Source organism: Terriglobales bacterium, from assembly GCA_035651655.1.
GTDB lineage: Bacteria > Acidobacteriota > Terriglobia > Terriglobales > Acidobacteriaceae > DASRFG01.
Genome location: DASRFG010000007.1, coordinates 21,026 through 47,252, shown reverse-complemented (window position 1 = coordinate 47,252; position 26,227 = coordinate 21,026). Strand labels below are relative to the sequence as shown.

The window sequence follows — 26,227 nt, the reverse complement described above, 5'->3', positions numbered from 1 at the left end:
TTTTGGATTAGCCTTTTAGCGGCGAACATTTGCTCCCATGGCGAATCCCGGCGACTTTGCCTACACCGTCAAGCAACAGGCGGACATCGTCCGCGTTGTTGGCGAGTACGTGAAGCTACGAAAGGCGGGAGCGCAGAATTATTCCGGGCTGTGCCCATTTCACCAGGAGAAAACGCCCTCTTTCTCGGTGCACGCCACGCGGCAGTTTTACCACTGTTTCGGATGTGGCGTTTCCGGTGACGTCTTCAGCTTCGTCCAAAGGCTCGAGAACATTACTTTCCCTGAAGCGGTTCGCGCCGTGGCGCAAAAAGTCGGAGTGCCGCTTCCCAAAGTCTCTTACAGCAGCCCGGCAGAGGCGCAGGAAGCCAAGATGCGTACTGCGCTGTTGCAGGTGCACGAGTTGGCAACGGCATTCTTCCAGGAGCAGCTACAACGTTCCGAGGCCGCCCACGCTCGTGAATACCTCACCGGGCGCGGCCTAAGCGAAGAGATCATCAACAGCTTTCACATCGGCTACGCGCCCGAGTCCGGTTTCCTGCTCCGCGATAAGCTGCGAGGCCAGTTTGACGAAGAAATACTGAAAGCGTCGGGGCTGTTCTCCTGGAAGGAGGGCGAACCGCTGCCTGCCGGCCGCGAAGCGGCACCCAAAGCACAACCCAACCGAGCCGCGCTCTATTCGAAGTTTCGCAACCGGATCATGTTTCCCATCGCCAATGAGGCAGGGCGGGTGATTGCGTTCACCGGCCGGACTCTCGCGGCGGACGAAAAGGCCGGCCCCAAGTACCTCAACTCGCCGGAAACTGCGATCTACTCGAAATCCCGTGTGCTGTTCAACCTGGATCATGCGAAGGAAGCTATCCGCAAGCTCGACTATGCCATCCTGGTGGAAGGCCAGATGGATTGCATTTCCGTCTATGCCGCGGGCTTTCACAATGTGATTGCCAGCTCGGGCACCGCGTTCACCGAGCTACAGGCCAAGCTGCTGGCGCGTTTCAGCAAAAATGCGGTGGTGAACTTCGACCCTGACACCGCCGGCGCCGCAGCGACGGAGCGCACGCTTGCGCTGTTGGTGGCTGAGGAATTCCAGGTGAAAGTGTTGAGCCTGGAGCGCGGCTTCGATCCTGATCTGTTCATCCGCCAGAAGGGAAAGAATGCCTATGAAGAGGCGCTGCGACATTCCCAAAAGTATTTTGATTATCTGATTGAGCGCGCGCAGACGTTGCACCCGCCCCGTAGCCCGGAAGCCAAGGTGAAAGCGGTGAATTTCCTCTTGCCTCACGTGCAGCGGGTGCCAAGCCGAATCGTGCGCGATGAAATTGCGCGGGAAATTGCCCAGAAACTGGCAATCGATTCCGCCGTGCTTCGCCAGGAGCTTCGTCACGCCGCCGGCAATCGGGCTGCAGCTTCCTTGAAGGCGCCACCCCAAAACCAGATCACCGAAGCAGAGCGGATATTGATCCGGGCCTTGGCCTCGGCGGGACGCGTTCACTCCGGCATTGACCTGCACGTCTCCGCCCGCGACGGCGCGGAAGAGGAATTCGATCCCGCGCGTCAGGCACGCTTCGCATGTGGCAGCGAACAGCTGCACGAAGGGCTAGCAGCGGAATCGCTGCTGCAAGCGCTATTAGCTGCCGATATGGAGATAGCAGATCCTATGTCGCTGCCGCTTTCTGATTCCGATCGCCGGCTCCTGGCCGCCACCCTGATGAGCGACGAGGAGGAGTTGACCCCGGAACTGGTGGAGGGAGCCCTCGAGGCGATGCGCCGGCGACATCTGCAGCGGCGCCAACGCCAGGTTCAAGGGCAGATAGCAGAAGCTGAACGCCGGCAGGATGGCAATGAACTCGGCCGCTTGGTCCGGGAGAAGCTAGCCTTGGATCGGGCCCTGGCTGCTGGTTCCTCGCCGCCTGGTGGCCAAACTGACGTGTGTACGTCTGATCAGTAAACGCAGGCAGTAAGTACATGGCCGGAGGTTGCTGAAATTTGCTTCGGAGGCCAGAAACCAGATCAGCGGGTGAGTCATCTAACTAATTGAAGTTTATTGACTTCCCCCAGAGAAAATAACGGGATAGGCGGTTTGGGATTGTTGGCTCCTGCCGGTCGTGCTAAAATTTGAGGGTTTTGGCCGGCGTGCAATCCTTGACACTAAAATCCCACCTTTGTTGGAAGTAGCGCCACCCGTCCTTAAGGACGCCGAGAAGGGGTATGCCGTTTGGCTCTTGAAGACAAGTTCGACGATATTAAAAAGCTGATTGATGCAGGCAAAGAAAAGGGTTACCTCACTTACAGTGAGGTCAACGACCTCATTCCTCACGATGTCCATTCGCCTGAGGACCTTGATGACCTGCTGACCACCATCGGCACCCAGGGTATTGACGTCCTGGAGGGCCCTGCAAAACTGCCTTCTGGCGGTTTGGAAAAGCCGGAGGACCTGGAGGCTGGTGAGGACGTTGAACTCGACCTCACCCCGGGCGCTCTCGAAAAAACCAACGACCCCGTCCGCATGTACTTGCGCGAGATGGGGACGGTTCCGCTGCTCACTCGCGAGGGCGAGGTTGAAATCGCCAAGCGCATTGAGCGTGGACAGAACCGGGTGTTGAAGGCTCTTTCCCGCTCTCCCATCGTTATCCGAGAAATTCTTGGCCTGGGCGAAGACCTCCGCCGTGGCGTGCGCTCGATCAAGGAAATCGTCACCTTCGATGAAGAGGAAATTACCGACGAGGTATTGCAGAACCGGCTGAAGGACATGATTGGCCGCATTGATGAAGTGGCCAAGCACTACAAGAAAGTCAACCAGCTGGCGGAAAAGCTGCAGGACATTTCCAACAAGAAGCGCCCTCGCGACTATCGGCGCTGCCGATGGAATCTGGCGCGCGAAATGGTGCGCATGTCTTTGGCCATGCGCAACCTGGGCGTCACCAACCAGGAACGCAAGCGGCTCATAGACCGGGTCAACAAGACCGTCGAATCGCTGCGCATGCTCGATCGCCAGGTGCAGAACCTGGAAAGAAAGGCCGAGGCCACTCGCAGCGATGAGCAGAAAAAGGAATATCGCCGCCAGGCCCGGCAGCTCCGGTCAGACCTGGAAAAATTAGAAGTCGAAGCGGGTGCCAGTTTCCAGGAGCTCAAGCGCACACAGCGCGAGATCATCCAGGGCGACATAGACGCCGAGGCAGCCAAGCGCGAGCTGATCGAAGCTAACCTCCGGCTGGTGGTTTCAATCGCCAAGAAGTACACCAACCGCGGCCTGCAGTTCCTTGACCTCATTCAGGAAGGCAATATCGGCCTGATGAAGGCAGTGGACAAATTCGAATACCGCCGCGGATACAAATTCTCGACCTACGCAACGTGGTGGATCCGGCAGGCCATTACCCGCGCCATTGCGGACCAGGCACGCACCATCCGTATTCCGGTGCACATGATCGAGACCATCAACAAGCTGATCCGCACCTCACGTCAGCTGGTGCAGGAGCTTGGCCGCGAACCGACGTCCGAAGAAATCGCCAAGCGGATGGATATTCCGGTCGCCAAGGTCCGCAAAGTCTTGAAAATCGCACAGGAACCGATCTCCTTGGAGACGCCGATTGGCGAAGAAGAAGATTCCCATCTGGGCGACTTCATCGAAGACCGCGCCGTAGTCTCACCCTCTGATGCGGTGATCAACGTCAACCTCAAAGAGCAGACCGCACAGGTACTCCGCACGTTGACGGCTCGCGAAGAGAAGGTCATCAAAATGCGCTTCGGCCTGGAAGACGGCAGCGAGCACACGCTGGAGGAAGTCGGACAGTCGTTTGCGGTGACTCGCGAGCGCATCCGGCAAATCGAGGCAAAAGCGCTGAGGAAGCTGCGGCATCCATCGCGTTCCCGCAAGTTGCGGGCGTTCATGGATGGAGTGCGGGACTAAGTTTTAACCTAGCTAAAAGCCAGAACTGATGCCCCACTGGCCGACTTTGGGTCCTGTTTACCCGATTCTCTAATTATCCGATTGCTTAAAAACAAATATGGCCCGGGCCAGCCACCCGGGCCATATTGTTTTGGTGGATGTCCTTCGCAGCTTCAGCGGGGCCGTCACCGCGCCGATTGCTTGCTTAAAATTTGCCGGCTTTCTCCTGATTGCGTGAGCGATCAGGAGCCACGTCCTTCTACCGGTGCGCGCGAGCGCAAGGCACAAAGTCTGTCTGCGGGGTACCAGCCCACAGGTCCGATGAACCCACGGTTCAGTCCTGGTGAAACAGGACTTTTCAGGAGCCGCAACGCCCGGGTCCATCGAGTGGACCCTCCGGCAATTTCAACCCTCGAGAACTGCCGGGAACCGTTGACCCATCTGCGACGCGCCAGCAAACTCTAGGACATCTCACGTCTGCATTGCTGGCACTTTGCCCGAGCCCCGACTCACAGGCAATAACAAAGCGCGGCTGCTTTGTGCAGAAGCTGTGCGATTTTCTGATTTGTTGTGGAAGACAGCGGAAAACTGGGGCGGAGTTCCCGGAGAACTTTTAACCACAGAGGGCACAGAGGGTCACAGAGAATTTCGGCGTGGGGTCGGCGTAAGAAGCGCGCGCCTCTCGGCCAGGCTTCGCTTATTTAGTCAGACTTCCTCTGTGAGCTCTGTGTCCTCTGTGGTTAAAAGCTTTTAACTCTTGACTTCGCTTTTTGTTCGCCCGATAATTTTACGGAGGAGACGGGCGCGAAAAATCGAGATGCGTTTTTTCGATTTCAATCCGCGATTTCCGAAACTCACACGAGATTCACAGATGACGAAACTGAACTTGCGCGCTACATTCTCGACACACTTTCAAGAAAAACAATCTATCCCCACTGATGGCAACCACTGAATACAGTATCGAGAGCAGTCTTCCAGCGAGCGTGGACGCGGAGCGCTCAATTCTAGGCGCCATACTGCTCGACAATTTCGCATACAACCAGGCGGCGGAATCGTTGCGGGCCGACGATTTTGCGCTCGACGCGCATCGCCGCATTTATACGCGCATGGTGGACCTGGCCGAATCCTCGCGGCCCATAGACATCATCACTCTGAGCGAAGAACTGGCGCGCCGCCGCGAAGTAGAAGCGGTAGGAGGTGTCGCTTATCTCACCTCGCTCACCGATGGATTGCCACGCCGCCCAAACATTGAGCAATACGTCAGGATCGTGCGCGACAAGGCGCTTCTTCGGGGCCTGATTCACGCCGCCAATAGCGCAATTGCTCGTGCAGCAGAGCAAGCTGATCCGGCAGAAGAAATTCTGGACGCGGCTGAGTCCGCAATTTTCCAGCTATCGGAAAGCCGTATTGGACGTGGCTTCCTCGACATTAAGGAGATCGTCAAAGAGTCCTTCGGTTCTTTGGATGCGCTGTATGAGCGCGGGCAGCGCATCACCGGCCTCGAAACGCACTACTCGGATCTCGACAATATGACCAGTGGCTTCCAGCCCTCAGATTTGATCATCATCGCGGCGCGGCCTTCCATGGGCAAAACCGCGTTCGCTATGAACATCGCCGAGAATGCGGCGGTGATGGACAGCAAAGTGGTCGCCATTTTCTCGCTGGAAATGTCTCGCGAAGCGTTACTCTTGCGACTTTTGTGTTCGCACGCACGTGTGGACTCGCACAAGATGCGCACCGGGTTCCTGGGCCGCGAGGACTACAACAAGCTGGTGTCGGCACTGGGGGCGCTCAGCGAGTCGCCAATATTCATCGACGACACTCCCGGTATCTCGCTTTCCGAAATGCGGGCTAAAGCGCGGCGCCTGCAACAGTCTCAAGGAAGGCTCGACCTGATTGTCGTGGACTATCTGCAGCTCATGTCTGCAAGCGGAAGCGGCGGACGAAGATTCGAAAATCGTACTCAGGAAGTTTCTGCGATTTCCCGCGGATTGAAAGGTCTGGCCAAAGAAATGCGCGTCCCTGTGGTGGCGCTTTCACAGTTGAGCCGCGCTCCTGAGAGTCACGGCGCCGACCATCGTCCCCAGCTTTCTCATTTGCGCGAATCGGGTTCGATCGAACAGGACGCGGATCTGGTCGCTTTTATCTTTCGGGAAGAAGTCTATAAGCCCGACGATCCCGATCTCGACGGCGTAGCCGAACTCATCATTGCCAAGCAACGCAATGGCCCCACCGGTAAGGTCGATTTGGCCTTTATTAAACGGTCCACTCGGTTTGAGTCTCGGGCAACGGAGTAATGCTCGCCAGTAGCGTCTTGACGAACGTCGTCCCCAGACATCGGCGCTATCACAAGTGCTAATCGAACCTAGTCAAGACTTTGCGTCCCTTGGTGGTCCTTTGTGGTAAGGCTATCTGGTTATCAGGATTTCCAAAGAATTGTGGAAAAGCTTGTGGAATTGGTGGCGACGGCCCAACCAGAGTTCCTGAATTCATGCACTTACACTGACTGCAACTCTCTTGTTGCAGCTTTAAGTTGTATAGAAGCAATATCTTAGCCGGAACTGTAGGAGTTGCCGGACCGATCGTTCGCCTGCCCGTATTTTTGTGCAACGGTAAAGTTTTGCACATTTTCCCGTATAGGACCCTTGGCTCGGCGGTCTCTTTTCTGCCTTCATAAGTGCGCCAAAAGGAGCGAAAAACGCGACTAACTCTCGTTGACTTTTAGGACAGCCAGAAAGGCTTCCTGGGGAATATCTACTCGCCCGATCCGCTTCATCCGCTTCTTGCCTTCTTTTTGCTTTTCCAGCAGCTTGCGCTTACGGGTAATATCGCCACCGTAACATTTGGCGAGCACGTTCTTGCGAATCGCGGCCACGGATTCACGGGCGATGATCTTGCCTCCGATCGCCGCCTGGATTGCCACCTCAAACATCTGCCGTGGAATCAGCTCTTTCATTTTGGCAGCCAGGGCACGTCCCCGTTCGTAGGCGAAGTCGCGGTGCACGATTGTGGAGAGGGCATCCACCGGATCGCCAGCGACCAGGATGTCCAGCTTCACCATCGGCGACTCCCAATAGCCCGCCAGGTGATAGTCGAGTGAGGCGTACCCACGAGATACGGACTTAAGCCGGTCATAGAAGTCGAGGACGATTTCGTTGAGCGGTAATTCGTAACTCAGCATCAGCCGCGTCGCGGTCACGTACTCGAAGCCTTTCTGCTTGCCGCGTTTTTCTTCCACCAGCTTCAGGATCCCGCCCACAAATTCTTCGTTGGTAAGAATGGTGGCAAGAATTACAGGTTCCTCCACGGTCTTGATCTCGCTCTGGCCTGGCCACCGCGACGGATTGTCAACCTCGATGATTGCGCCATCCGTCAGGTGCACCTTATAGCGCACGCTGGGAGCGGTAGTAATCAGGTCGAGATTGAATTCGCGCTCCAGCCGCTCCTGGATAATATCCATGTGTAACAGACCGAGAAATCCGCAACGGAAGCCGAAGCCCAGGGCGGCTGAACTTTCCGGTTCGAAGAAGAATGACGAGTCATTCAGCCGAAGTTTCTCCAGAGCTTCCCGGAGTTGCGTGTGCTCATGCGCGTCCACCGTATATAGGCCGGCGAACACCATGGGCTTGATCTCTTGGAAGCCGGGCAGCGGTTCAATCGCGGGATGATCGTCGTCGGTGATGGTGTCGCCGATTTTGGTGTCCGCAACGTTCTTGATATTCGCAACAATGAATCCCACTTCGCCTGCTTCCAAGCTCTCTATCTCCACCGGTTTGGGCGTCAGCACGCCCAGAGTTTCGACCTGGAACACGCGTCCATTCGAAAACAAGCGGATTTTTTGCCCTTTGCGCAGCGTGCCTTGGAACACGCGGGCCAGCACCACCACCCCGCGATAAGTATCGAACCAGGAATCGAACAGCAGCGCCTGCAGCGCTGTTGCAGGCGTTCCTTTGGGCGGCGGCACACGATGAACCACCGCTTCCAACACCTCGGGCACACCCTGTCCGGTTTTAGCGCTGATCTGCAGCGAGTTGGAAGCATCCAGGCCGACGGCGCCTTCGATCATCTCTTTGGTGCGAGCGACGTCCGCGCTGGGCAGATCAATTTTGTTGATGACCGGAATGATCTCCAGCCGATGATTAATCGCCAGGTATGCGTTGGCCAAGGTTTGTGCCTCGACGCCCTGGGCGGCGTCCACCACCAGCAGCGCTCCTTCGCAGGCTGCCAGTGAACGCGAAACTTCGTAAGAAAAATCCACGTGGCCAGGTGTGTCTATAAGGTTTAGTTGATAAGTATTGCCGTCGTTGGCCTGGTACATCATGCGGACAGCATGGGCCTTGATCGTGATGCCACGCTCGCGCTCCAGATCCATTGCATCAAGCACCTGAGCCTGCATCTCTCGCGCCGAGAGCGATCCGGTAAGCTCCAGCAGACGGTCAGCCAGCGTAGATTTGCCGTGATCAATATGCGCGATGATGGCGAAATTGCGGATGAAAGCGCGATCCATTGCTGTGGGCGGGACAATTCGATTCTAGCAGGAGGGGGCAGAGATCAAGGGCTTACTGTGCCGCATGCTTACAGAACACTCGGACGCGGTACGCATCCTCATCAGATGACAATGTAAGTTGCCAGTTCTCCGGAACCGGATGGGGGCGGCTGTCGGGAAATTCGGCAATGAGCATGATTTTCGGTTTTTCCGCGGGAACCTGCATCACAATGGCGCCATCAATTAGTTCGGCGCGGCAGGTACGCTCTCCCTGAATGACGGACTCGCGCCGCAAGTGAATGAGCTTGCGATACCAATCCAGCATCTCGGCTGCTGGCTGAGACTGATCGCTGCTCACTGACAACTGCCCACTGAGAGGCCACCGCAGCTTCGAGCTCTCGAACGTAGCCGGGTCTTGCGGATCGGGGACCTTCTCCGCGGACCAGCCGAATTCCTTGAACTCATTGCGACGGCCTTCGCTCACAGCCTTCTGCAGCTGGGGGTCGCTAAAATCTGTGAAATATTGGAACGGCGCGATCTCGCCGTACTCCTGTCCCATGAACAGCAGTGGCGTGTGCGGCGCTAGCAGTAGCAGCGCGGCTGCCAGCTTGGATGCACCGCGCGGAACCAGCACATCCAGCCGCTCGCCCACGGCCCGATTTCCTACCTGATCATGATTCTGCGTACAAATCACATGGGCGAGCAGCGGGACGCTGTCAACTGGAGTACCTCGAGGACGTTTCCAGAATTGAAAGATCTCACCCTGGAAGACAAAACCCTGGTTGAGCGCGCGGACAATCTGTTCTTTGCGCCCAAAGTCCTGGTAGTAGCCCTGGCGCTCACCCGTAAGCGCCGCGTGGACAGAATGGTGAAAGTCGTCGCTCCAAACCGCATTCAGACCCAGCCCGCAGCGTGATTGTGGCAGCACGTAACGAATGTCGTTTTCATCAGTTTCACCAATCACGCAGACTTTGCGTTCGAGCTCCTGCCCTAATCGCTGCACGTTGGCCTGGATTTCGGTCAAGATGTGGGTTGGTGAATCGTCTTTGATCGTCTGCACGGCATCGAGACGCAAACCATCGAGGTGATATTCACGGATCCAGTAGAGCGCGTTTTCGACTACATAGCGCCGTACATGATCGCAATCCGGCCCGTCGTAATTGACCGCTTCTCCCCAGGGGGTTTGGTGGCGGGCCGTCAGGTATGGTCCGAGTAGCGGCAAGTAATTTCCTTCGGGTCCGAAGTGGTTGTAAACCACGTCGAGCACCACGCCCAGCCCGGCCGCGTGAGCGGCGTTCACCAACCGCTTGAGGCCCTCCGGACCGCCATAGCTGGCCTGCACCGCATACGGGGAGACGCCGTCGTATCCCCAGTTTCGCCGTCCGGGAAATGCCGCCACCGGCATCAACTCGATGACGCTGACGCCCGCCGATTTCAGATAGTCCAGGCGCTCGATGATTCCGGCAAATGTCCCCTGCGGGGTGAAGGTCCCTACGTGCAGCTCGTAGATGATGTAATCGCGGAGCTCCAGCCCATGCCAGTCACGGTCGTTCCAGAGGAAAGCATCCGGCGCCACGATCTCCGTAGGACCATGCACTCCCTCAGGTAACAACCGGGAAACTGGATCGGGAACCGGACGATTTTCGTCCACGACGTAAAAGTAGCGGTCGCCCGCCTGACCGGGCGCAGTCAGCGAAAACACCCCGTCCTCGGCCCGCCGCATGGGCAGGTCGGCAGAAGCCGCGCTCAAGAGCCGAAGCGTCAGCGTCCGTGCTCGCGGAGCCCACACGCGAAACTCAGCACAGTTGCCGACGATCTGGGCGCCGTAGCTCACGCTCTCTGCGGTAATTGGCATTTTCATCTCAGACGAAGGGTTTAGCGTATTGGATGCACCCCGCAATAGGCTATTCGTTCGATTCATTACAATCGGCGTATGGCCCTGATCCTGGCATCGGCCTCACCACGCCGGCGGGAACTCCTCCGCGCTGCTGGCATAGAGTTCGCGGTGGAAGCCGCCAACCTGCCGGAGGAGCCCCGGCCGGGAGAGGCACCTCGCAAGTTTGCCGAGCGCCTGGCGCGCGAAAAGGCACGCGCGGTGTTTGGCCGCCAACGAGGACCTGCGGCTTGGGTGCTGGGCGCAGATACGGTAGTAATCGTTGATCACGCAATCCTCGGCAAACCCGCCGACGAGGCTGATGCCGCCCGCATGTTGCGACTTCTTTCCGGCCGTACCCACAAGGTCATCACCGGCGTGTGCCTGGTAGGTTCGCGCAATGGCGAAGTTGCTGAAGATGTGCGCTCCGAGACCACCCTCGTACACATGGATCCGCTGAGTGCCGAAGAAATTCGCGATTACGTCGCCAGCGGCGAACCCATGGACAAAGCTGGAGCTTACGCAATCCAGGGAGTCGCCTCGCGCTGGATTTCACGCATTGAGGGCTGCTACTTCAATGTGGTTGGTTTGCCGGTGCCGCTGGTCCATCGCATGATGCGGGAACAGGGATGCTCTTAACTTTCATCCTGAGCGCGGCCAACGACCTGCTTGGCGAACGACCTGCTTTAGGTCTGGAGGTGAGGCTGGACGGGTCGCCCGCGTTACTTCTTATCTGCAGGCGGCGTCTCGCCATCTTTCATCGAAGACTTGAAATTGCGGATACCTTCGCCTAGGCCTTTGCCAAGGTCGGCCAGCTTACTGGGACCAAAGATGATCAGCGCAATGGCCGCAATGATGAGGAGTTCGGGGATACCTAATTTACCAGGCATGTTTACCTCCGCCGCGGCAAAACCAGGACGCTACAACCGCGACCGAATGAAGCTGATGTCCTGCCTGGATTCTAGGGCAGCGGCATGGCGTAGTCAAAGACGGCGTCCACTTAAATAGCTTCAATTAACATCGCCAGCAGAGCAGCGCGCCGGGGAAGTTCGGCAATAACCACCGACTCGTTCACAGCGTGCGCGCCTTCGCCCACCGCTCCCAGGCCATCCAGCGTAGGCACTCCCAAGCCTGCGGTGAAGTTCCCGTCAGAGCCGCCGCCGGTGGAAGCCTCTTGTAACTTCCAGTCAAGCCGCTTGGCCAGGCCAGATGCGGTCTGGTAGAGGGAGGCCACTCCCTTGGTTCGCTCCATGGGCGGACGATTGATCCCGCCGGTGATTTCGAGGTTGCATTCTCGATCCACCGGACGAAGGGAACGCAATTTGCGATCAACAAAGCCAGCATCCGCCTTGCGGGCAATGCGCACATCAATTTCAGCAGAAGCTTCGGCCGCGATCACGTTGGTGCGGGTTCCTCCCTGGACGACCCCGACATTCAGCGTGAGACCCGGTTTCAGGCCATTTAAGGCGTGGATCACGGCTATTTGCCGGGCAAGTTCGACGATGGCGCTATGTCCCTTTTCAAAATCCACACCCGCGTGCGCGGCCCGGCCGCGGACATTCAGCCGATAATCTCCCACGCCTTTGCGCGCTGTCTTGACCGCGCCCTTCAATCCCTGGGCAGGCTCCAATACCAGCACCCCCGCAGACTGGAGCGCCAGGCGCTCGATAATGGCACGCGATGATTCGCTGCCCACTTCTTCATCCGTGGTCACCAACACAGACACTGGCCGTGGCAGGCCGCCGCTCTCCCGTAGCGCCGCAATGGAGTGCATGATGAGAGCGATACCGGCTTTCATATCGAGCGAGCCCGGGCCCCAGATGCGGCCATCAGCCACGCGGCACGGCATTTTGGCCAGAGTGCCCAGCGGCCAGACGGTGTCGTAATGTCCGAGCAGGAGCAGCGGCTGCCGTGAGCTGCGGCCCGCAAAATCAGCTTGAATATGGTTACCAAACTCGTGCTGCCGGTGGACGATGACTCGCGCTCCAAGCCCTTCGAATTCACCGGCCAGATATTCGCCCAGATGATCAACGGCGGGCTTATTGTCGCTTGGCGATTCGTGCTCAACGAGCCGGCAAGTAGTCTCAATGATCGCGGCTCGACCTTCTGTCATTCGCTCTAGCCGAGCGATAGCCTGACCATTTTGGGGATCACGAGCGGTGCTGATTCTGGCTGATTTTCGTGGCATGGGTCTCTCTAAACTGCTTCGTATCAGTTGGTCGGCGGCTCAGCCGGCTACGGGCCTGAACCGACAGTGAAGTATAATCGTGACCTCCATCAGAGAGAGCATGATGCAAACCGGCCATCCGGTCGCCCCGGCAACAAAGGGCTTCGAGCAGAAGACCACACTGGACATTAATGAGATCCAGCGCATTCTGCCGCATCGGTATCCCTTTTTGCTGATTGATCGTGTCGTGGACCTCACACGCAAGCAGCGCATTGTGGCCATTAAGAACGTGAGTGCCAACGAACCGTATTTTGCCGGGCACTTTCCGGGACTGCCCATTATGCCGGGCGTGCTCATCGTAGAAGCTATGGCCCAGGCTGGCGGAGCATTGCTGCTCACCGAAGTTGCCGATCGCCAGGAGAAGCTCATGGTGTTTACTGGGATCGAGCGTGCCCGCTTTCGACGTCCGGTGGTGCCCGGCGACGAGTTGCGGATCGAAGTGGAAGTGCTGGCGTGGCGGCGGACAGCCGTGCGCATGGGGGGCAAAGCTTACGTGGCCGACACTCTGGCCGCGGAGGCGACCATTAGCTGCCAGCTTATGGATCGGTCGCGCGCCGAGGCTGTTGGCGGGGGTAACTCTCCATCGAACGACGGCGTGCAGGAGTCGGAACAGGATGAATAAGAGCCGTGTCTAGATTCCGGACTACTACTGAAGAAACCTCTCGTCCTGCGCGGTTATCTGTTGGCCCGCAGATTCATTCCACTGCCATTGTTGATCCCGAGGCAAGAATCGCCGCCTCTTGCCGGATTGGCCCCTACTGCGTCATTGGAGCGGACGTAGAGATGGGCCAGGACTGCGAGTTGATGTCGCACGTCGTGCTTGAAGGCCCCACCACTCTTGGGGACAATAATCGAATTTTTCCGTTTGCTTCTATCGGACTGCCTCCACAAGACCTGAAGTATGCCGGTGAAAGAACCCGGCTCGAGATCGGGGATCACAATGTGATTCGCGAGTTCGTCACTCTGCATCGGGGCACGGCCGCGGGTGGTGGGGTAACGCGCATTGGCAATCACATCCTGATCATGGCGTATGCCCATGTGGCGCATGACTGCTTTGTTGGCGACCATGTAATCATGGCAAACGCTGCCACGCTCGCCGGGCATGTCAACATTGCGGAGTGGGCCACGGTTGGAGCTTTTTCTGCCGTACATCAGTTCACTTCGGTTGGGCCGCATGCTTATATAGGTGGCGGCACGATTGTGACCAAAGACGTACTTCCGTTCTCCAAGACGGTCGCCGCGCGCGACGCCCATGCCTACGGGGTGAATGCCGTCGGTTTGGAACGCCGCGGTTTCAGCCGCGAACGTATTCGCAAGATCCACCACGCCTTCAAACTCCTGCTCGCCTCTAAGCTCAATACCTCACAAGCACTGCAAAAACTTAAGGCAGAAAAAGACTCCAACGAAGACATTCGCATGTTGATTCGTTTTATCGAGAGCTCGGAGCGCGGGATTATTAAATAGTGGCCACGGTATGGAAAAAATCGGCCTTATCGCGGGTAACGGACGTTTCCCCCTCCTGGTGCTCGACGCGGCCCGTGCCCGCGGTGCCGAAGTAGTCGTCGCCGCGATCAAAGAAGAGACCTTTCCGGAAATTGAATCCCACGGCGCTTCGGCTGTGCATTGGATGTCCCTGGGCGAACTCTCCCGGCTTATTGATACTTTTAAACGTGAAGGGATACAGCGCGCGATCATGGCGGGGCAGGTCAAGCACCGTCAAATCTTTTCCAGCATTCGCCCCGACTGGCGCCTCGCCAAGCTTTTGCTCTCCTTACGGACGCGGAACACGGATGCTCTTCTGGGAGCGGTAGCCAAAGTGCTCGCCGACGAAGGCATCACGCTCGAAGATTCCACTCAGTTCCTCGCGCCACTTCTCGCCCGGCCCGGAGTGCTCAGCCGCCGCAGCCCGACGCCGGCAGAACTCCAGGACATCAATTACGGCCGCGAGATAGCACGCCAGCTATCGCAATTTGATATCGGCCAGACGGTGGTCATTGCCGAAGCGGCATGCGTGGCAGTAGAGGCCATGGAAGGCACCGATGCGGCGATTGAGCGCGCTGGCCGAATCATGGCCACGCTTGACGGCAGCGGCTCAACTTTACGCCGCGACCTTACCGTTGTGAAGGTCGCCAAGCCGAATCAGGATATGCGCTTCGACGTCCCCGTCGTCGGCATCAAGACTATTGACGTGATGCGAGAGGCCGGGGCGACCTGTCTCGGAATTAATGCCGGCAAATGCCTGCTGCTCGAGGGAGATCAGATTATTTCCGCCGCTGACCAGGCCGGCATTAGCATCGTCGCCAGCACCTTGGACGAACAACCGGAGGAGAAGAGCGAATGATTGCCCAGCCATTTCCTCAACTCGACGAAATCGCCCGAATAACAGACCAACTCAAACGCGCCTTTGACGGCGAAGCCTGGCACGGAGACTCAGTAATGGAAATTCTGGCCGATGTGGATGCCAAGACCGCTGCGGCAAGACCGATTCCCGGCGCACACAGCATTTGGGAGATTGTGAATCACGTTAGTGCATGGGAAGAAGCCCTTCGCCACAGAGTTCTGGGGGAACCTAAAGAACTCGAAGGGGAACAGGACTGGCCTCCGGTGAAAGACAGCAGTGCTGCGGAGTGGAAAAAGACGGTCGAAACGCTCAGGAAACGCCACGATGCATTGGTACAAGCAGTGGCCGCATTGCCAGATTACAAGCTATTGGCGGCTGCCCCGGGACGGGACCACGACTACTACCATATGCTGCATGGAACCGTGCAGCATGAGCTTTATCACGCTGGACAAATTGCCCTGCTGAAAAAGATTCGGAAGTAGTTGGTATCCAGCCGTTCTTGAAACAATGGCGCAAACCCTCATTCCGCGGCTCAGTGGTCGCATCGGGCTGTTTTGTTTCGGTGTAATTTTGCTCTCTAACTTTGCGATGGGGCAGGCCGTCCCCCAGGACGAACCACTCGACAAGCCTGCTGCGGCGTTGCGAATCACTTCCGAGTCCTTGCCCGAGCCCGTTCTTCAGCAGGCCTACTACTTCCAATTCTCTGCGGCAGGAGGTACGCCACCCCTGACTTGGAAGGTAGCGAAAGGCACTTTGCCACCGGGCCTGGAACTGGAGGCAGATACCGGTGTCATCGCCGGAATGCCCACCAGCCAAGGCGAATTCAGTTTTACGTTGCGGGTGAGCGATTCCGGCACGCCAGCGCAATCGCACACGCGTGATTTTTCTGTTCAAGTCGCTCCACCTTTTCTGCTTGAGTGGGTCCGGATGCCCGCACTGGGGGGAAACACAATTTCAGGCGCCGTCAAAGTGGCGAATGCCAGCAAGGATGTCTACGACCTGACCGTGATTATTCTGGCCGTGAATGAAATCGGAAAAGCGTTCGCACTTGGCTATCAACACTTTACGTTGGCGCAAAATAAGGGCCAGGAAATACCATTTGACAGCAGCCTCCCGCAGGGAACATACATCGTGCACGCGGATGCAGTCGCCGAGATCGCACCCAAGAACCTTATTCGCCGCGCGCGGCTTGAGACTCCCACTCCCCTGGTTGTAAGTTCTGGCCCCTAGAAATGATACCTTTGGGTTCTCCCTTACTTGAGCACTGATTCGATCAACGTCGCCGTTATCGGGGCTGGAGCTTTCGGACGCAACCACGCCCGCGTGTACCACGAGCTTCAGCAATCGGGCGCGCCCGTCCGGCTAACGGCAATTGTTGATACCGACGCCGCACGCGGCTCCGCTCTCGCCAAGCTCTATCCCGGAGCGGAGGCGGTCAGCTCCTTGCAGGAACTGTTGCGGCGCGGCGGGTTTCAGGCCGCTTCTGTGGCTGTGCCCACGGTCGAGCACGTCAAAGTCGCCACGGCTTTGCTGGAGGCCGGGGTTGACGTCTTGATTGAAAAACCTCTCGCTTCCACTCTTGGTGAAGCAGACGAACTCATTCAGGTAGCTCAGCGCACGAGACGCATTGCCCAGGTCGGACACCTTGAGCGTTTCAATCCGGCGATTCGGGCCACGATTCCCTTGCTGACTCGGCCTATGTTTTTCGAAGTGCATCGCCTGAGCGTCTTCAGCCCGCGGTCCCTGGATGTGGATGTGGTCCTGGACCTCATGATTCACGATCTTGATGTTGTGCTCTCTTTCGCGAATTCGCCCATAAAAGAAATACGGGCCGTCGGCCTCCCGGTTATTTCCGGCAAGGTGGACATCGCCAACGTGCGTATGGAATTCGAGTCTGGTTGCGTGGCTAACTTCACGGCCAGCCGGGTGAGCACAGAGCGGGTCCGTAAACTGCGTTTCTTCCAGCCGAAGCAATACATTTCCATTGATTACACCCGGCAGGACGTTGTGGTGTTCACCGTTCCAGGGGAGCCCGACGCGATGGCTGCGATGAGGGCAATACAACAAGACACCCCCGGGACCGGCCCCTCGGGCCAATCACCCATTTATGGGTCGCAAATCCAGATTACCAAGCCGCCAATTACGGGTGAGGAACCATTGAAAGCAGAATTGCGCTCCTTCCTGCACGCCGTCCGCAGCCGGACAAAGCCCGTGATTCCGCTCGAAGACGGCCGTCGTGCTCTGGCTGCCGCTCTCGACGTTCTCGCCACCATTCGCGAGCACAACCAGCGGACGAAGCTGGACGCGCTGCACGCCATGCGTCCCTGAGCCAACCGCCGAAACTCTTGATGATAAAGGCCATTAGCTATCTGGATGCGAGCCGCGCCCACATACTCTTGTGCTTTAGCACAATGCGGTAAATGATGCGAAAATAGCTAGAAACTCAGCCTCAGAGGCGGGGTTACGATTCTTTACGCGTCGAAGGAAGGCTGCCGGCGTCTAACCGACTTGAGCCCAGCGCAGTTATGCCGATAACGGAAATCCCGCCGAAAAATCCCGTCCGCTCAGCTCCCACCTCAGGGAATAATGGGAGCGCCTATGACCGCGACTCCCGGCGCAGAACCGTAGACGCTCCCGTCCTGCTGATTCAGCTCCAGGATGATTTGTCGCGCTCGCGGCTGCGCGAAGCTTTTTGGATTTCCTTGATCGTGCACCTGCTGCTGGTGATTGGAGTCGTGAATGCTCCGCGCCTGTTTCCTCAACGCAGCTTCGCATTGGTCACTCCCGGCGACCTGATGAAACAACGCGAGCTCACTTATTTGGAAATGCCTCCCGACGCGGAGAAGAATATTGCGAAGCCGAATACCGATATCATCTCTGACAAAAATCGCATTGCGAAGTCGCGGCAGCCCGCTCTCGATCGAAAGGAACTGAAGAAAATTCTGGATAGCGGGCGCGCGGGCGCCCCTGGACGCAGCGGAGCACCCACTCCAGCATCTCCTCCGCCCAGCCCTGCGGCAGTGCAAGGCAGTGAGAGCGCCCAGCAGAATGCGCAACCGCAGCCACCTCCTGTGAATAACAATCAGACGGCCAGGCTGGAGCCGCCCCCAGTTGCTAAGGCGCCCCAACCGTTCTCAGGCTCGATGTCGGCGGGCTCCGCTATTGAGCAGGCGGCACGTGCGGCGGCCGCCAACCGCCAGGCTGGATTTGGGGGCTCAGGCGGCGATTATGGCTTGGGCTTGGGAAATCCTCGCAGTAACATTTCGAGCAACGTTGATGTGGTCAGCGATACTATGGGGGTTGACTTCGGCCCTTACCTGTCGCGGGTGCTGCACGACGTTCGCATCAACTGGTATAACCTCATCCCCGAGGTAGCCCGCGCACCCCTGATGAAGAAGGGGAAAGTCTCCATTGAGTTTGCCATCATGAAAGATGGCCGTATTCAGGGGCTGAAATTAATCGCTCCCTCCGGAGACATCTCTCTTGACCGCGCCGCGCTGGGCGGTATAACCGGCTCTAACCCTTTCCCCCCGTTGCCAGGCGAGTTCGCCGGGCCGTATCTCGCCCTGCGTTTCCATTTTTTCTATAACCCTGACAAAAACGATCTGCGCTAGCCTCGGCGATCTAAAATTGGCCTGTGCCCACCGAACGCCAACCTCCCTCTTCCAAACGCGAGCAGCAGCCTGACCGTTTACCGACTGAACGCCGCCGAGCTCTTGGCGCTGAAACAATCGGACTCGTTCTCTTAACCATAGTGATTCTTATCGTTGCAATCATTCGTTATCGCCACAACATTCCCTGGGGCGCGCACTGAAGTGTGCCCGCAGCGCGCAATTTCAATCACCGCGAACTCGGTCGAGAAGAAGCTTCCGCTGCTCGTAGTCATTCTCGGCCCCACCGGCAGCGGCAAGACTGCCCTCTCCCTGGCAGTGGCGGAGAGCTTCGGAGGCGAGATCGTTAGTTGCGATTCGGTGGCTCTTTATCGCGATTTCGATATCGGCACTGCTAAACCCGCGCCGGAAGAACGGATCCGGGTCCCACATCATCTCTTCGATGTTGCGTCTCCCACCCAGCAAGTCACCGCCGGAGAATACGCGCGCATGGCACGCGGCGTTCTCGCAGAGATCGAGTCAAGACACAAGCTGCCGATTGTCGTGGGCGGCACCGGACTTTATTTGCGCGCGTTGCTGCAAGGATTATTTCCTGGCCCTCGGCGCTCAGAAGAGTTGCGACGGCGGCTACGAGCTCGCTCTCAGAAACGAGGTTCGGCATACCTGCATCGTCTCCTCAGCCGTCTGGACACCGCGGCGGCAGCCAACATCCATCCCAATGACGCGCCAAAATTAATTCGTGCCATCGAAGTGTGCCTCGCCTCGCGGGTACCGATGACCGAGCTTTGGAAGGAAGGCCGCGCTCCGTTAGAGAATTTTGCCGTGTTGCGGATTGGCCTCAATCCCGAGCGAACTGCGCTTTATGAGCGGCTCAATGGGCGGGCGAAGAGGATGTTTGACGCTGGTTTGATGGAAGAAACCAAGCGTCTTCTGGAAAGGTATGGCGATACTGCCTGGCCGCTCGCCTCCACCGGATACCGCCAGGCGGTGCAGCTCATTCGCGGCGAAATTAACTTGGAAGCAGCCATCACGGCCACGCAGCAGGCCCACCGCAACTACGCCAAACGTCAGATGACCTGGTTCCGGCGAGAGCCCGAGGTTCACTGGTTGGAAGGCTTTGGAGACGACCCAACCCTGCAAGAGCAGGCAATCCAACTAATGCAACAAGAACTCACAGCACGACAACACTGATCCCCCTGTTTCCACGGCTCAAGTCTGGATCGTTCCTGAGTTCAGGATGAACTTTGATCAAGGCCCAGGTGATTTCATTAGCAATGCGCCAGTCTTCGCCAGCGACGAAATCCTGGATTTCGCGCTGCATTTTCATCCGTCCCAGAGATCCCAGAATACCGTCGCGCAACGCCCCGCCTGTGCCACTTGAACCGTAGCCGTGAATCAGCTTCAGAAGCCGTATGCCCTCGCGGCGTGCGGCGCGCATCTCGTCAGTGAGGCGAGCGCGAGCTTGCTCTACGGTTGGCATTCCTTGTTCCAGGTTGACAACCTTCATCCGCACGGCTGGCTGCTCCTAGAGTCTTTTTTCACAGCATCCACTTTCGCCGGTCATTTCATTATCTGCTATCGTCTGCATATGTTCCGCATATTCGGCATGAACATTCTGATTCTGTCGCTATTCGTGTCTTCGGCGACGGCAAAAGAAAAGTACCAGCAACCAAGGCCGGTCCGCCTCGACCACGATGGCGAAAAGTGGGCGCAAAAAGCCTTGAAGAAAATGCCGCTCGAGGAAAAGGTCGGGCAGCTCTTTATGGTGTGGGCACGCGTTCGCTTTATGAACGTTGCCAGTCCCGACTATCTTCAGCTTCGCGAACAGATAAACAAGTACCACGTCGGCGGATTTGCCGTGAGCGTCCCCGCTGAGGGCGGCTTTGTTTACAAAAACGAGCCGTACGAAGCTGCCGTCCTGTTGAACCAACTACAGCAGGACTCCAAATTGCCGCTGATCTTCGCCGCAGATTTTGAACGTGGGCTCTCCATGCGCCTGTACGGCACAACCGTATTCCCTCATGCTATGGCATTCGGAGCAGACCGCCGGCCCGAAGATGCTGAAGCCTTCGGGCGAATCACGGCCGATGAAGCACGTGCCGTCGGAGTGCAGTGGAATTTTTTCCCCGACGCCGACGTTAATTCCAACCCGGCCAATCCGATCATCAATACACGGTCTTTCGGCGAAGATCCCAAGCAGGTCGGCGACCTTCTAGCTGCGTACATTCACGGCGCGCGAGAAGACGGCATGATGACCACGGCCAAGCACTTCCCCGGGCACGGAGATACGGATACTGACTCTCATCTCGGGCTTGCACGCGTAGGCGGAGATCTCAACCGATTGCAGTCGGTGGAACTGCCTCCTTTCCGCAGGGCAATTGCCTCGGGAGTGGATTCCATTATGGTGGCGCACGTATCCGCGCCGGCGCTTGAGCCAGACCCCAACCGCGTAGCCACCACCTCTCCAGCCGTGGTATCGGACTTGCTTCAGAAGCAACTCGGATTCAAAGGCATCGTGGTCACCGATGCCATGGACATGGGCGCTCTCACCCGGCTTTATGCTAACGATATCGGGAGAGGCGCGGTGGATGCTCTGAAGGCCGGTAACGACCTGATACTTATTCCGGTTGATCTCGATGCCTCTTACAACGCCGTCCTGAAGGCAGTACGCAGTGGCGAAATTCCAGAAGCGCGAATTGACGCCTCTGTATTGAAACTGCTCCAAGCCAAAGCCTCAGTTGGCTTAGACAAGGCTCGGCTGGTGGACATCAACCATCTGACCACGGTTATTGGAAAACCTGAAAACCTGGCCCTGGGTCAACAGATCGCTGACCGGGCCGTGACCCTGGTCAGGGACAACGGGCAAGTACTCCCGATGAAAGCGACGGTTGCGCCGAATCTGGGAACCACCGGCGCCAAACTTCCGTATCAACCAACAGTAGAGGTGACTAACCGGGTAGTGGTCGTGATCTTTTCGGATGACATGCGCAGCGAGTCGGGGCGGCTGTTTGAGCGTGAATTCCGCGCGCGCGTACCGGAAGCCCACATCTTCTATGTTGATTCGCGCACAGCTGGACCTATGACCGATGAGATCATCACCGCCGTGGACCAAGCCGATGCCGTGGTCCTGCCGCTCTATGTTGTGCCCACAGCAGGTAAAGCCATATCAGCAGCAGGAGCAGTCAAGAACTCGGTAGAGTTGCCAGACTCCACCGGGAGTCTGCTGGCACGAATACTGACTCATGCTGGGCCGAAAACAGCCGTTCTCGCCATGGGGAACCCTTATCTCGCGGCAGACTTCCCTAGAATCGAGAATTATCTGTGTACCTTTTCCAATGCTACGGTTTCAGAGCTCAGCGCCGTCAAAGCGCTATTCGGAGAAATACCAATTTCTGGTCGCCTGCCCGTAAGCATTCCCGGAATTGCCCAGCGTGGTACCGGGATTGACCGTCCGGTGCGGGCTGCAGGGGAGGGCCAACATGCCATCCAGGGGCAACTTAGGTAAGGTATTTGCGTCGTCATTGTTCGCCGCTTCGGCACTGGGATTACTCATCCTGCTTGTCGCCTGCAATATGAGTGTGAAAGACAAAAAGGGCGAAGAGAAAGTTGACATCAATACTCCACTCGGCGGCCTCCACGTGCATACCGAGGTGGACCCCAGCCAGACCGGTCTCTCCGTTTATCCTGGCGCGAAGCCCAGGATTGAAGACGATGGAAAAGACAAGAATCGTGCCAACGTGGATATTTCCACTTCTGTGTTCGGAGTAAAAGTAGTGGCGATCGAGTATGAATCCGATGATCCACCGGACAAGATCACGGCGTACTACAGCAAGGAACTGAGAAGATACGGCAAAGTCCTCCAATGCCCAGGCGGTGGGGGTGCCGTAAAAACTGATCATGATCCCAAGTCTTCCTCCAAATCCAAGGAACTCACCTGCGACAAGTCTGATGGTGCACACGGAACCGAGTTGAAGGTCGGGACCGATGATAATCAACATCTAGTCGCTATCGAGCCCCAGGGAAAAGGTACCAAGTTCGCGCTGGTGTACGTGCAGACTCGGGGAGAGCGCCAGCCGATTTAGCGACAGCGGCAATCCGCTGATGACTAGCTGGTTGCGCAGTGCGCAGATCAACTGTTAGCTTCATTTTCAGTGGAGCATTCCTGCCATCGCTGCGGAGCCAAGGTTGAGGATGGCGTCCCATTCTGCGGTCACTGCGGCGCTCCGCAGATTCGTGTCTCGGAAAGCCAGCAGCCAACTCCAGCCTCTCCCACCCCTGCGGACCCCGGAGAGTTTCCATTTCCGGCGCAGCCAGTTGCGATTCCTCATCTTTCCGACGTTGTTTGGCAGCGCGCCGTCGGGGTTGCGCTGTTTGCAACTGTATTGGCAGCCCTGGGTAGCATTGTCATCGCGGTGGTCGCGCGAGTTCCCCAACTCAGCGCCGTGCTGTGGATGCTGACCGGCGGTCCGCTCACCGTGGCGCTCTATCGCCGAAGGCGCGTTGGACGAGTCACTCCTGGAATTGGCGCCAAACTCGGGGCATTAACCGGGCTGTTCGGCTTTGCTATTTCTGGCGTCCTTTGCATCCTGGAATACGTTGCCTTGCGCGGCAATGCCGAGCTGCGCAGCGCGCTTGAAGAGCAATTGAAGCAGGTCGCTCGCAGCGCCCCAGATGCTCAACATGTAATCGAACAGTTCCTGACGCCGCACGGGCTCTCGATTGCACTCATAGTGCTGCTGGTTGCCTTCCCGTTGGTATCTGCCATTGGAGGCGCGCTCACCGCGGGACTACTGGGAGACCGCGATCTCGGGTAGATGTGGACATTAATGATCTCCGAACCGCATCTTGCCCGTCATTGCTTCGCCCGCGTATGATGCCGGTTCGATGACTGCCAACCCCATTCCCCGTGCTCCTAAGCTACGCGAGAAGGCGCAGCTGATGTCGTCCTCTGAGATCGAGCGCACCCTCATCCGCCTCGCCCATGAAATTGTGGAGAAGAATAATGGCGTAGACAGGCTAGCGTTGATTGGGATTAAACGGCGGGGGGTGCCCCTGGCCCAGCGGCTAGGTAAGCTGATTCATCGCATTGAGCGAAAATCCATACCAGTCGGCGAACTGGACATCACTTTCTATCGCGATGACCTCTCCACGGTTGACGTGAAACCGATGGTACAGCCTACCAAGCTTGAATTTTCAGTTACGGACTTGGACGTGGTACTGGTGGATGACGTTCTCTACACCGGCCGCACCACCCGCGCTGCTATGGACGCGCTCTTCGTGCATGGACGCCCGCGCCGGGTGCAACTCTGCGTGCTCATCGATCGCGGCCATCGCGAGCTCCCCGTTGAGGCCAGTTTCGTGGGGCGAATGGTCCAGACTTCGGACAACGAAATCATCGAAGTAAAGCTGCGCGAAATCGACAACGCCGAAAAAGTCTTATTAGTGGAAAAAGAGCCTGACTGATGCGCCTGCCACTCGTCGGGTCTCGGAGGTGCCGGCGCCACGCATGAGTACTTTTGCGCGGGGATCGCTGCTCGGAATCGAACATCTGCAAGCGGAAGAAATTCTTCAAGTACTCCGCCTGGCACGACGCATGCAACGTGGCCAGCCTCGGCCGCTGTTGCGCGGCAAGCGCGTGGGGCTGGTGTTTTATGAGGCTTCCACCCGCACCCGAACTTCCTTCGAAGTCGCTGCCAAATCCTTGGGCGCAATGACGATCGTCGTGCACTCAAGCGGCTCCAGCATCGAAAAGGGCGAATCGCTTCTCGATACCGGCTATACCTTGCACGCTGTCGGGCTTGATCTGCTGGTTTTTCGGCACCCTAACGCCGGCGCGCCTCACTTGGTTGCTGCTCACCTTGATATTCCGGTGATCAATGCCGGCGATGGTATGCACGAGCATCCTACGCAGGCGTTGCTCGATGCGTACACCCTGATGCGCCACCTGAAAGACCTGCGCGGCAAGCGCCTAGCCATCATTGGAGACATCTACCACAGCCGCGTCGCGCGCTCGAACATCCATCTCTTGAGCAAGTTTGGAGTGCAGCTCACGCTGTGCGGGCCACCGGAGTTTGTGCCCGAAGTGGCTGTCACGCTCGCGCGCGGGCTGCGCATCACCCGGCACCTGGAGGAAGCCATCCGTGGCGCGGATGCGATCATGCTGCTGCGCGTGCAGAAAGAACGTTTGGCGGAGATGTCGTTTGATGTTGGCGAATATATTGCGCGCTACCAGTTGAATGCTGCACGCTTGCGACTGGCCAAACGCGATGCGGTAGTGATGCATCCGGGGCCGATCATCCGTGGGATGGAAATAAGCAGCGATGTGGCAGACTCCCCACAATCGCTCATTCGTGAGGAAGTCCACAACGGGGTAGCGGTGCGCATGGCGGTACTGGCCCGGGCCATGGGAAAAGCAAAATAGGCGACAAACAATCGAATGCCAAAGCCTAAATCAGCACCGTCCCGCGAAAGCTCGCGCCGCAATGAGCCATCGCTGCTGATCTACGGTGGTCGGGTGGTCGATCCCGCCGCACGGGTGGACACCGAAATGGATCTGCTGCTGCGCGACGGTCGCGTGGCTGAAATCGCGCCAGCGAAGAAATTGCGCGGCTCTGCCGAGGAAAAGTTTGACGCTCGCGGTCTGATCGTCGCGCCGGGGTTCATTGACCTGCACGTGCACCTGCGCGAACCCGGCCAGGCGTATAAGGAAACCATCGCCAGCGGTACGGCAGCCGCGGCTGCCGGTGGATTCACCTCAGTTTGTGCCATGCCAAACACGGTTCCGGTGAACGATTCGCCGGAAATCACTACTTGGATGAGGCAGCCGGAGCGTGGCGCCGTGGTAAACGTTTTTCCCATAGCTGCCGCCACCCTGGGCAGCCGTGGCGAACGCCTGACGGACTTCCGCGCGCTGCAGCAAGCGGGCGCCATCGCATTCACCGACGATGGCAGGCCGATTCTCGATGACGCTCTCATGCGCGAGGCGCTGCGGCTCTCGGCGGAAATTCACTCTGTAGTCATCCAGCATGCCGAAGACACTCGCCTGACGGCGGGTTGCTCAATGCATGAAGGGCCAACGGCATTCCGTTTGGGCCTGCGCGGAATGACTGCCGACGCCGAGGCTGGCATCGTGGAACGTGACGTCCAGCTGGCGCAGGCGACGGGGGGGCGTTATCACGTTGCCCACCTGTCTACCGCGGAAGCATTGAAGGCGGTGCGCCGCGGCAAACGCAACCGGGCGCAGGTGACGTGCGAAGTCACGCCGCACCACTTTACGTTGATTGATGAAGATGTTGGCGAGTACGACACGAATTGCAAAATGAATCCCCCGCTGCGCTCTGCCGCAGATCGCGAAGCATTGCTGGTCGCGCTCGCCGATGGCACGGTTGACGCCATAGCAACAGACCACGCGCCGCACGCCGCGCACGAAAAGGAGGTGGAGTTCGAGCGCGCCGCCTTCGGGGTAATTGGCCTCGAAACTGCAGTCGGCTTGGCCCTCACCCGCCTGCACCGGGATCGAGGTGTGCCACTCACGCGAATAGTGGACCTGTTCTCGGCCGGGCCGGCGCGAGTGCTGGGCTTGCGCCGTGGCAGTCTGCAGCGCGGCTTTCCCGCCGACGTCACTATTCTCGATCCGAAGAAACGCTGGAGCTACGATGTTTCGAAGTCGCGCTCGCTGGCTCGCAACACGCCATTCAACCAGCGGCAATTTACTGGGAAAGTGCTGGCGACGATCGTGGAAGGTAAGATTGTTTATCGCGCAGATTGATTTATTCTGTCATCCCGAGGAGAGCCGACCTAACAAAG

General features: G+C 57.9%; 23 protein-coding genes. 18 read left to right on the top strand and 5 right to left on the bottom strand.

The window, feature by feature from the left end; genetic code table 11:
• The first annotated feature begins 37 nt into the window (after positions 1-37).
• The 3 genes from dnaG to dnaB all read left to right on the top strand — a co-directional run bounded on the left by dnaG (position 38) and on the right by dnaB (position 6,180).
• Positions 38-1,945 carry a DNA primase gene (gene dnaG, locus VFA76_03945; protein HZR30992.1) on the top strand — a complete coding sequence of 636 codons (1,908 nt, stop codon included), beginning with the start codon at positions 38-40 and terminating at the stop codon, positions 1,943-1,945.
• Positions 1,946-2,212: 267 nt separating this feature from the next.
• Positions 2,213-3,904, top strand: coding sequence for an RNA polymerase sigma factor RpoD (rpoD, locus tag VFA76_03940; GenBank protein HZR30991.1), 1,692 nt, complete (start codon positions 2,213-2,215; stop codon positions 3,902-3,904).
• 917 nt (positions 3,905-4,821) lie between these two features.
• Entirely contained in the window at positions 4,822-6,180 is a 1,359-nt protein-coding gene (gene dnaB, locus VFA76_03935; protein HZR30990.1) for a replicative DNA helicase, read from the top strand.
• A gap of 407 nt (positions 6,181-6,587) precedes the next feature.
• On the opposite strand, the gene lepA is transcribed toward dnaB, so the two are convergent.
• Positions 6,588-8,390 (bottom strand): translation elongation factor 4, encoded by a 1,803-nt coding sequence (lepA, locus tag VFA76_03930; protein HZR30989.1) that lies wholly within the window; start codon positions 8,388-8,390, stop codon positions 6,588-6,590.
• 52 nt (positions 8,391-8,442) lie between these two features.
• Positions 8,443-10,224: a malto-oligosyltrehalose trehalohydrolase gene (treZ, locus tag VFA76_03925; GenBank protein HZR30988.1), complete on the bottom strand. Its 1,782-nt coding sequence runs from the start codon at positions 10,222-10,224 to the stop codon at positions 8,443-8,445.
• Positions 10,225-10,302: 78 nt separating this feature from the next.
• On the opposite strand from treZ, the gene VFA76_03920 reads away from it, so the two are divergent.
• Complete coding sequence (locus VFA76_03920; protein ID HZR30987.1) at positions 10,303-10,881, top strand: Maf family protein; 579 nt, start codon at positions 10,303-10,305, stop codon at positions 10,879-10,881.
• Positions 10,882-10,964: 83 nt separating this feature from the next.
• On the opposite strand, the gene tatA is transcribed toward VFA76_03920, so the two are convergent.
• Both tatA and VFA76_03910 read right to left on the bottom strand, forming a co-directional pair.
• Positions 10,965-11,132 (bottom strand): twin-arginine translocase TatA/TatE family subunit, encoded by a 168-nt coding sequence (gene tatA / locus VFA76_03915; protein HZR30986.1) that lies wholly within the window; start codon positions 11,130-11,132, stop codon positions 10,965-10,967.
• A 110-nt stretch (positions 11,133-11,242) separates the two neighbouring features.
• Positions 11,243-12,430: a M20 family metallopeptidase gene (locus VFA76_03910; protein ID HZR30985.1), complete on the bottom strand. Its 1,188-nt coding sequence runs from the start codon at positions 12,428-12,430 to the stop codon at positions 11,243-11,245.
• A 103-nt stretch (positions 12,431-12,533) separates the two neighbouring features.
• On the opposite strand from VFA76_03910, the gene fabZ reads away from it, so the two are divergent.
• From fabZ to miaA, 8 genes are all read left to right on the top strand, one after another.
• A complete protein-coding gene (fabZ, locus tag VFA76_03905; GenBank protein HZR30984.1) occupies positions 12,534-13,091 on the top strand; it encodes a 3-hydroxyacyl-ACP dehydratase FabZ in 558 nt (185 codons plus the stop codon).
• 5 nt (positions 13,092-13,096) lie between these two features.
• A complete protein-coding gene (lpxA, locus tag VFA76_03900) occupies positions 13,097-13,933 on the top strand; it encodes an acyl-ACP--UDP-N-acetylglucosamine O-acyltransferase (GenBank protein HZR30983.1) in 837 nt (278 codons plus the stop codon).
• A gap of 10 nt (positions 13,934-13,943) precedes the next feature.
• Positions 13,944-14,810, top strand: a complete 867-nt coding sequence (lpxI, locus tag VFA76_03895; protein HZR30982.1) for a UDP-2,3-diacylglucosamine diphosphatase LpxI — start codon at positions 13,944-13,946, stop codon at positions 14,808-14,810.
• A complete protein-coding gene (locus VFA76_03890; GenBank protein ID HZR30981.1) occupies positions 14,807-15,292 on the top strand; it encodes a DinB family protein in 486 nt (161 codons plus the stop codon). Before lpxI ends, VFA76_03890 begins: the two co-directional genes overlap by 4 nt.
• A 25-nt stretch (positions 15,293-15,317) precedes the next feature.
• Positions 15,318-16,040, top strand: a complete 723-nt coding sequence (locus VFA76_03885; protein ID HZR30980.1) for an Ig domain-containing protein — start codon at positions 15,318-15,320, stop codon at positions 16,038-16,040.
• Positions 16,041-16,067: 27 nt separating this feature from the next.
• Positions 16,068-17,138 (top strand): Gfo/Idh/MocA family oxidoreductase, encoded by a 1,071-nt coding sequence (locus VFA76_03880; GenBank protein ID HZR30979.1) that lies wholly within the window; start codon positions 16,068-16,070, stop codon positions 17,136-17,138.
• Positions 17,139-17,335: 197 nt separating this feature from the next.
• Positions 17,336-18,424 carry a TonB family protein gene (locus tag VFA76_03875; protein ID HZR30978.1) on the top strand — a complete coding sequence of 363 codons (1,089 nt, stop codon included), beginning with the start codon at positions 17,336-17,338 and terminating at the stop codon, positions 18,422-18,424.
• A 153-nt stretch (positions 18,425-18,577) separates the two neighbouring features.
• Positions 18,578-19,612: a tRNA (adenosine(37)-N6)-dimethylallyltransferase MiaA gene (miaA, locus tag VFA76_03870; protein HZR30977.1), complete on the top strand. Its 1,035-nt coding sequence runs from the start codon at positions 18,578-18,580 to the stop codon at positions 19,610-19,612.
• On the opposite strand, the gene VFA76_03865 is transcribed toward miaA, so the two are convergent.
• Entirely contained in the window at positions 19,593-19,928 is a 336-nt protein-coding gene (locus tag VFA76_03865) for a Smr/MutS family protein (GenBank protein ID HZR30976.1), read from the bottom strand. The two genes, miaA and VFA76_03865, sit on opposite strands and share 20 nt — an antisense overlap.
• Before the next feature lie 99 nt (positions 19,929-20,027).
• On the opposite strand from VFA76_03865, the gene VFA76_03860 reads away from it, so the two are divergent.
• From VFA76_03860 to VFA76_03835, 6 genes are all read left to right on the top strand, one after another.
• Positions 20,028-21,926, top strand: coding sequence for a glycoside hydrolase family 3 protein (locus VFA76_03860; protein HZR30975.1), 1,899 nt, complete (start codon positions 20,028-20,030; stop codon positions 21,924-21,926).
• On the top strand, positions 21,901-22,503 hold the full coding sequence (locus VFA76_03855; protein HZR30974.1) for a hypothetical protein: 603 nt from the start codon (positions 21,901-21,903) through the stop codon (positions 22,501-22,503). Before VFA76_03860 ends, VFA76_03855 begins: the two co-directional genes overlap by 26 nt.
• Positions 22,504-22,572: 69 nt before the next feature.
• Positions 22,573-23,235 (top strand): zinc ribbon domain-containing protein, encoded by a 663-nt coding sequence (locus VFA76_03850; GenBank protein HZR30973.1) that lies wholly within the window; start codon positions 22,573-22,575, stop codon positions 23,233-23,235.
• Between the two features lie 31 nt (positions 23,236-23,266).
• Positions 23,267-23,884 (top strand): bifunctional pyr operon transcriptional regulator/uracil phosphoribosyltransferase PyrR, encoded by a 618-nt coding sequence (gene pyrR / locus VFA76_03845; protein ID HZR30972.1) that lies wholly within the window; start codon positions 23,267-23,269, stop codon positions 23,882-23,884.
• Positions 23,885-23,927: 43 nt separating this feature from the next.
• On the top strand, positions 23,928-24,842 hold the full coding sequence (locus tag VFA76_03840) for an aspartate carbamoyltransferase catalytic subunit (GenBank protein ID HZR30971.1): 915 nt from the start codon (positions 23,928-23,930) through the stop codon (positions 24,840-24,842).
• A 15-nt stretch (positions 24,843-24,857) separates the two neighbouring features.
• The gene (locus tag VFA76_03835) at positions 24,858-26,189 is read left to right on the top strand and encodes a dihydroorotase (GenBank protein HZR30970.1); all 1,332 of its coding nucleotides are present in this window, start codon (positions 24,858-24,860) and stop codon (positions 26,187-26,189) included.
• The last annotated feature ends 38 nt before the right edge of the window (positions 26,190-26,227 follow it).

Bases quoted from the DNA above. Each gene is read 5' to 3' on its own strand.
- VFA76_03875 (HZR30978.1), top strand. From the start codon at position 17,336: ATGCCGATAACGGAAATCCCGCCGAAAAATCCCGTCCGCTCAGCTCCC.
- dnaB (HZR30990.1), top strand. From the start codon at position 4,822: ATGGCAACCACTGAATACAGTATCGAGAGCAGTCTTCCAGCGAGCGTG.
- VFA76_03920 (HZR30987.1), top strand. From the start codon at position 10,303: ATGGCCCTGATCCTGGCATCGGCCTCACCACGCCGGCGGGAACTCCTC.
- VFA76_03865 (HZR30976.1), bottom strand. From the start codon at position 19,928: ATGAAGGTTGTCAACCTGGAACAAGGAATGCCAACCGTAGAGCAAGCT.
- VFA76_03840 (HZR30971.1), top strand. From the start codon at position 23,928: ATGAGTACTTTTGCGCGGGGATCGCTGCTCGGAATCGAACATCTGCAA.
- VFA76_03860 (HZR30975.1), top strand. From the start codon at position 20,028: ATGAACATTCTGATTCTGTCGCTATTCGTGTCTTCGGCGACGGCAAAA.
- VFA76_03835 (HZR30970.1), top strand. From the start codon at position 24,858: ATGCCAAAGCCTAAATCAGCACCGTCCCGCGAAAGCTCGCGCCGCAAT.
- lepA (HZR30989.1), bottom strand. From the start codon at position 8,390: ATGGATCGCGCTTTCATCCGCAATTTCGCCATCATCGCGCATATTGAT.
- lpxI (HZR30982.1), top strand. From the start codon at position 13,944: ATGGAAAAAATCGGCCTTATCGCGGGTAACGGACGTTTCCCCCTCCTG.
- VFA76_03890 (HZR30981.1), top strand. From the start codon at position 14,807: ATGATTGCCCAGCCATTTCCTCAACTCGACGAAATCGCCCGAATAACA.
- VFA76_03910 (HZR30985.1), bottom strand. From the start codon at position 12,430: ATGCCACGAAAATCAGCCAGAATCAGCACCGCTCGTGATCCCCAAAAT.
- VFA76_03885 (HZR30980.1), top strand. From the start codon at position 15,318: ATGGCGCAAACCCTCATTCCGCGGCTCAGTGGTCGCATCGGGCTGTTT.
- dnaG (HZR30992.1), top strand. From the start codon at position 38: ATGGCGAATCCCGGCGACTTTGCCTACACCGTCAAGCAACAGGCGGAC.
- treZ (HZR30988.1), bottom strand. From the start codon at position 10,224: ATGCCAATTACCGCAGAGAGCGTGAGCTACGGCGCCCAGATCGTCGGC.
- VFA76_03855 (HZR30974.1), top strand. From the start codon at position 21,901: ATGCCATCCAGGGGCAACTTAGGTAAGGTATTTGCGTCGTCATTGTTC.
- tatA (HZR30986.1), bottom strand. From the start codon at position 11,132: ATGCCTGGTAAATTAGGTATCCCCGAACTCCTCATCATTGCGGCCATT.
- fabZ (HZR30984.1), top strand. From the start codon at position 12,534: ATGCAAACCGGCCATCCGGTCGCCCCGGCAACAAAGGGCTTCGAGCAG.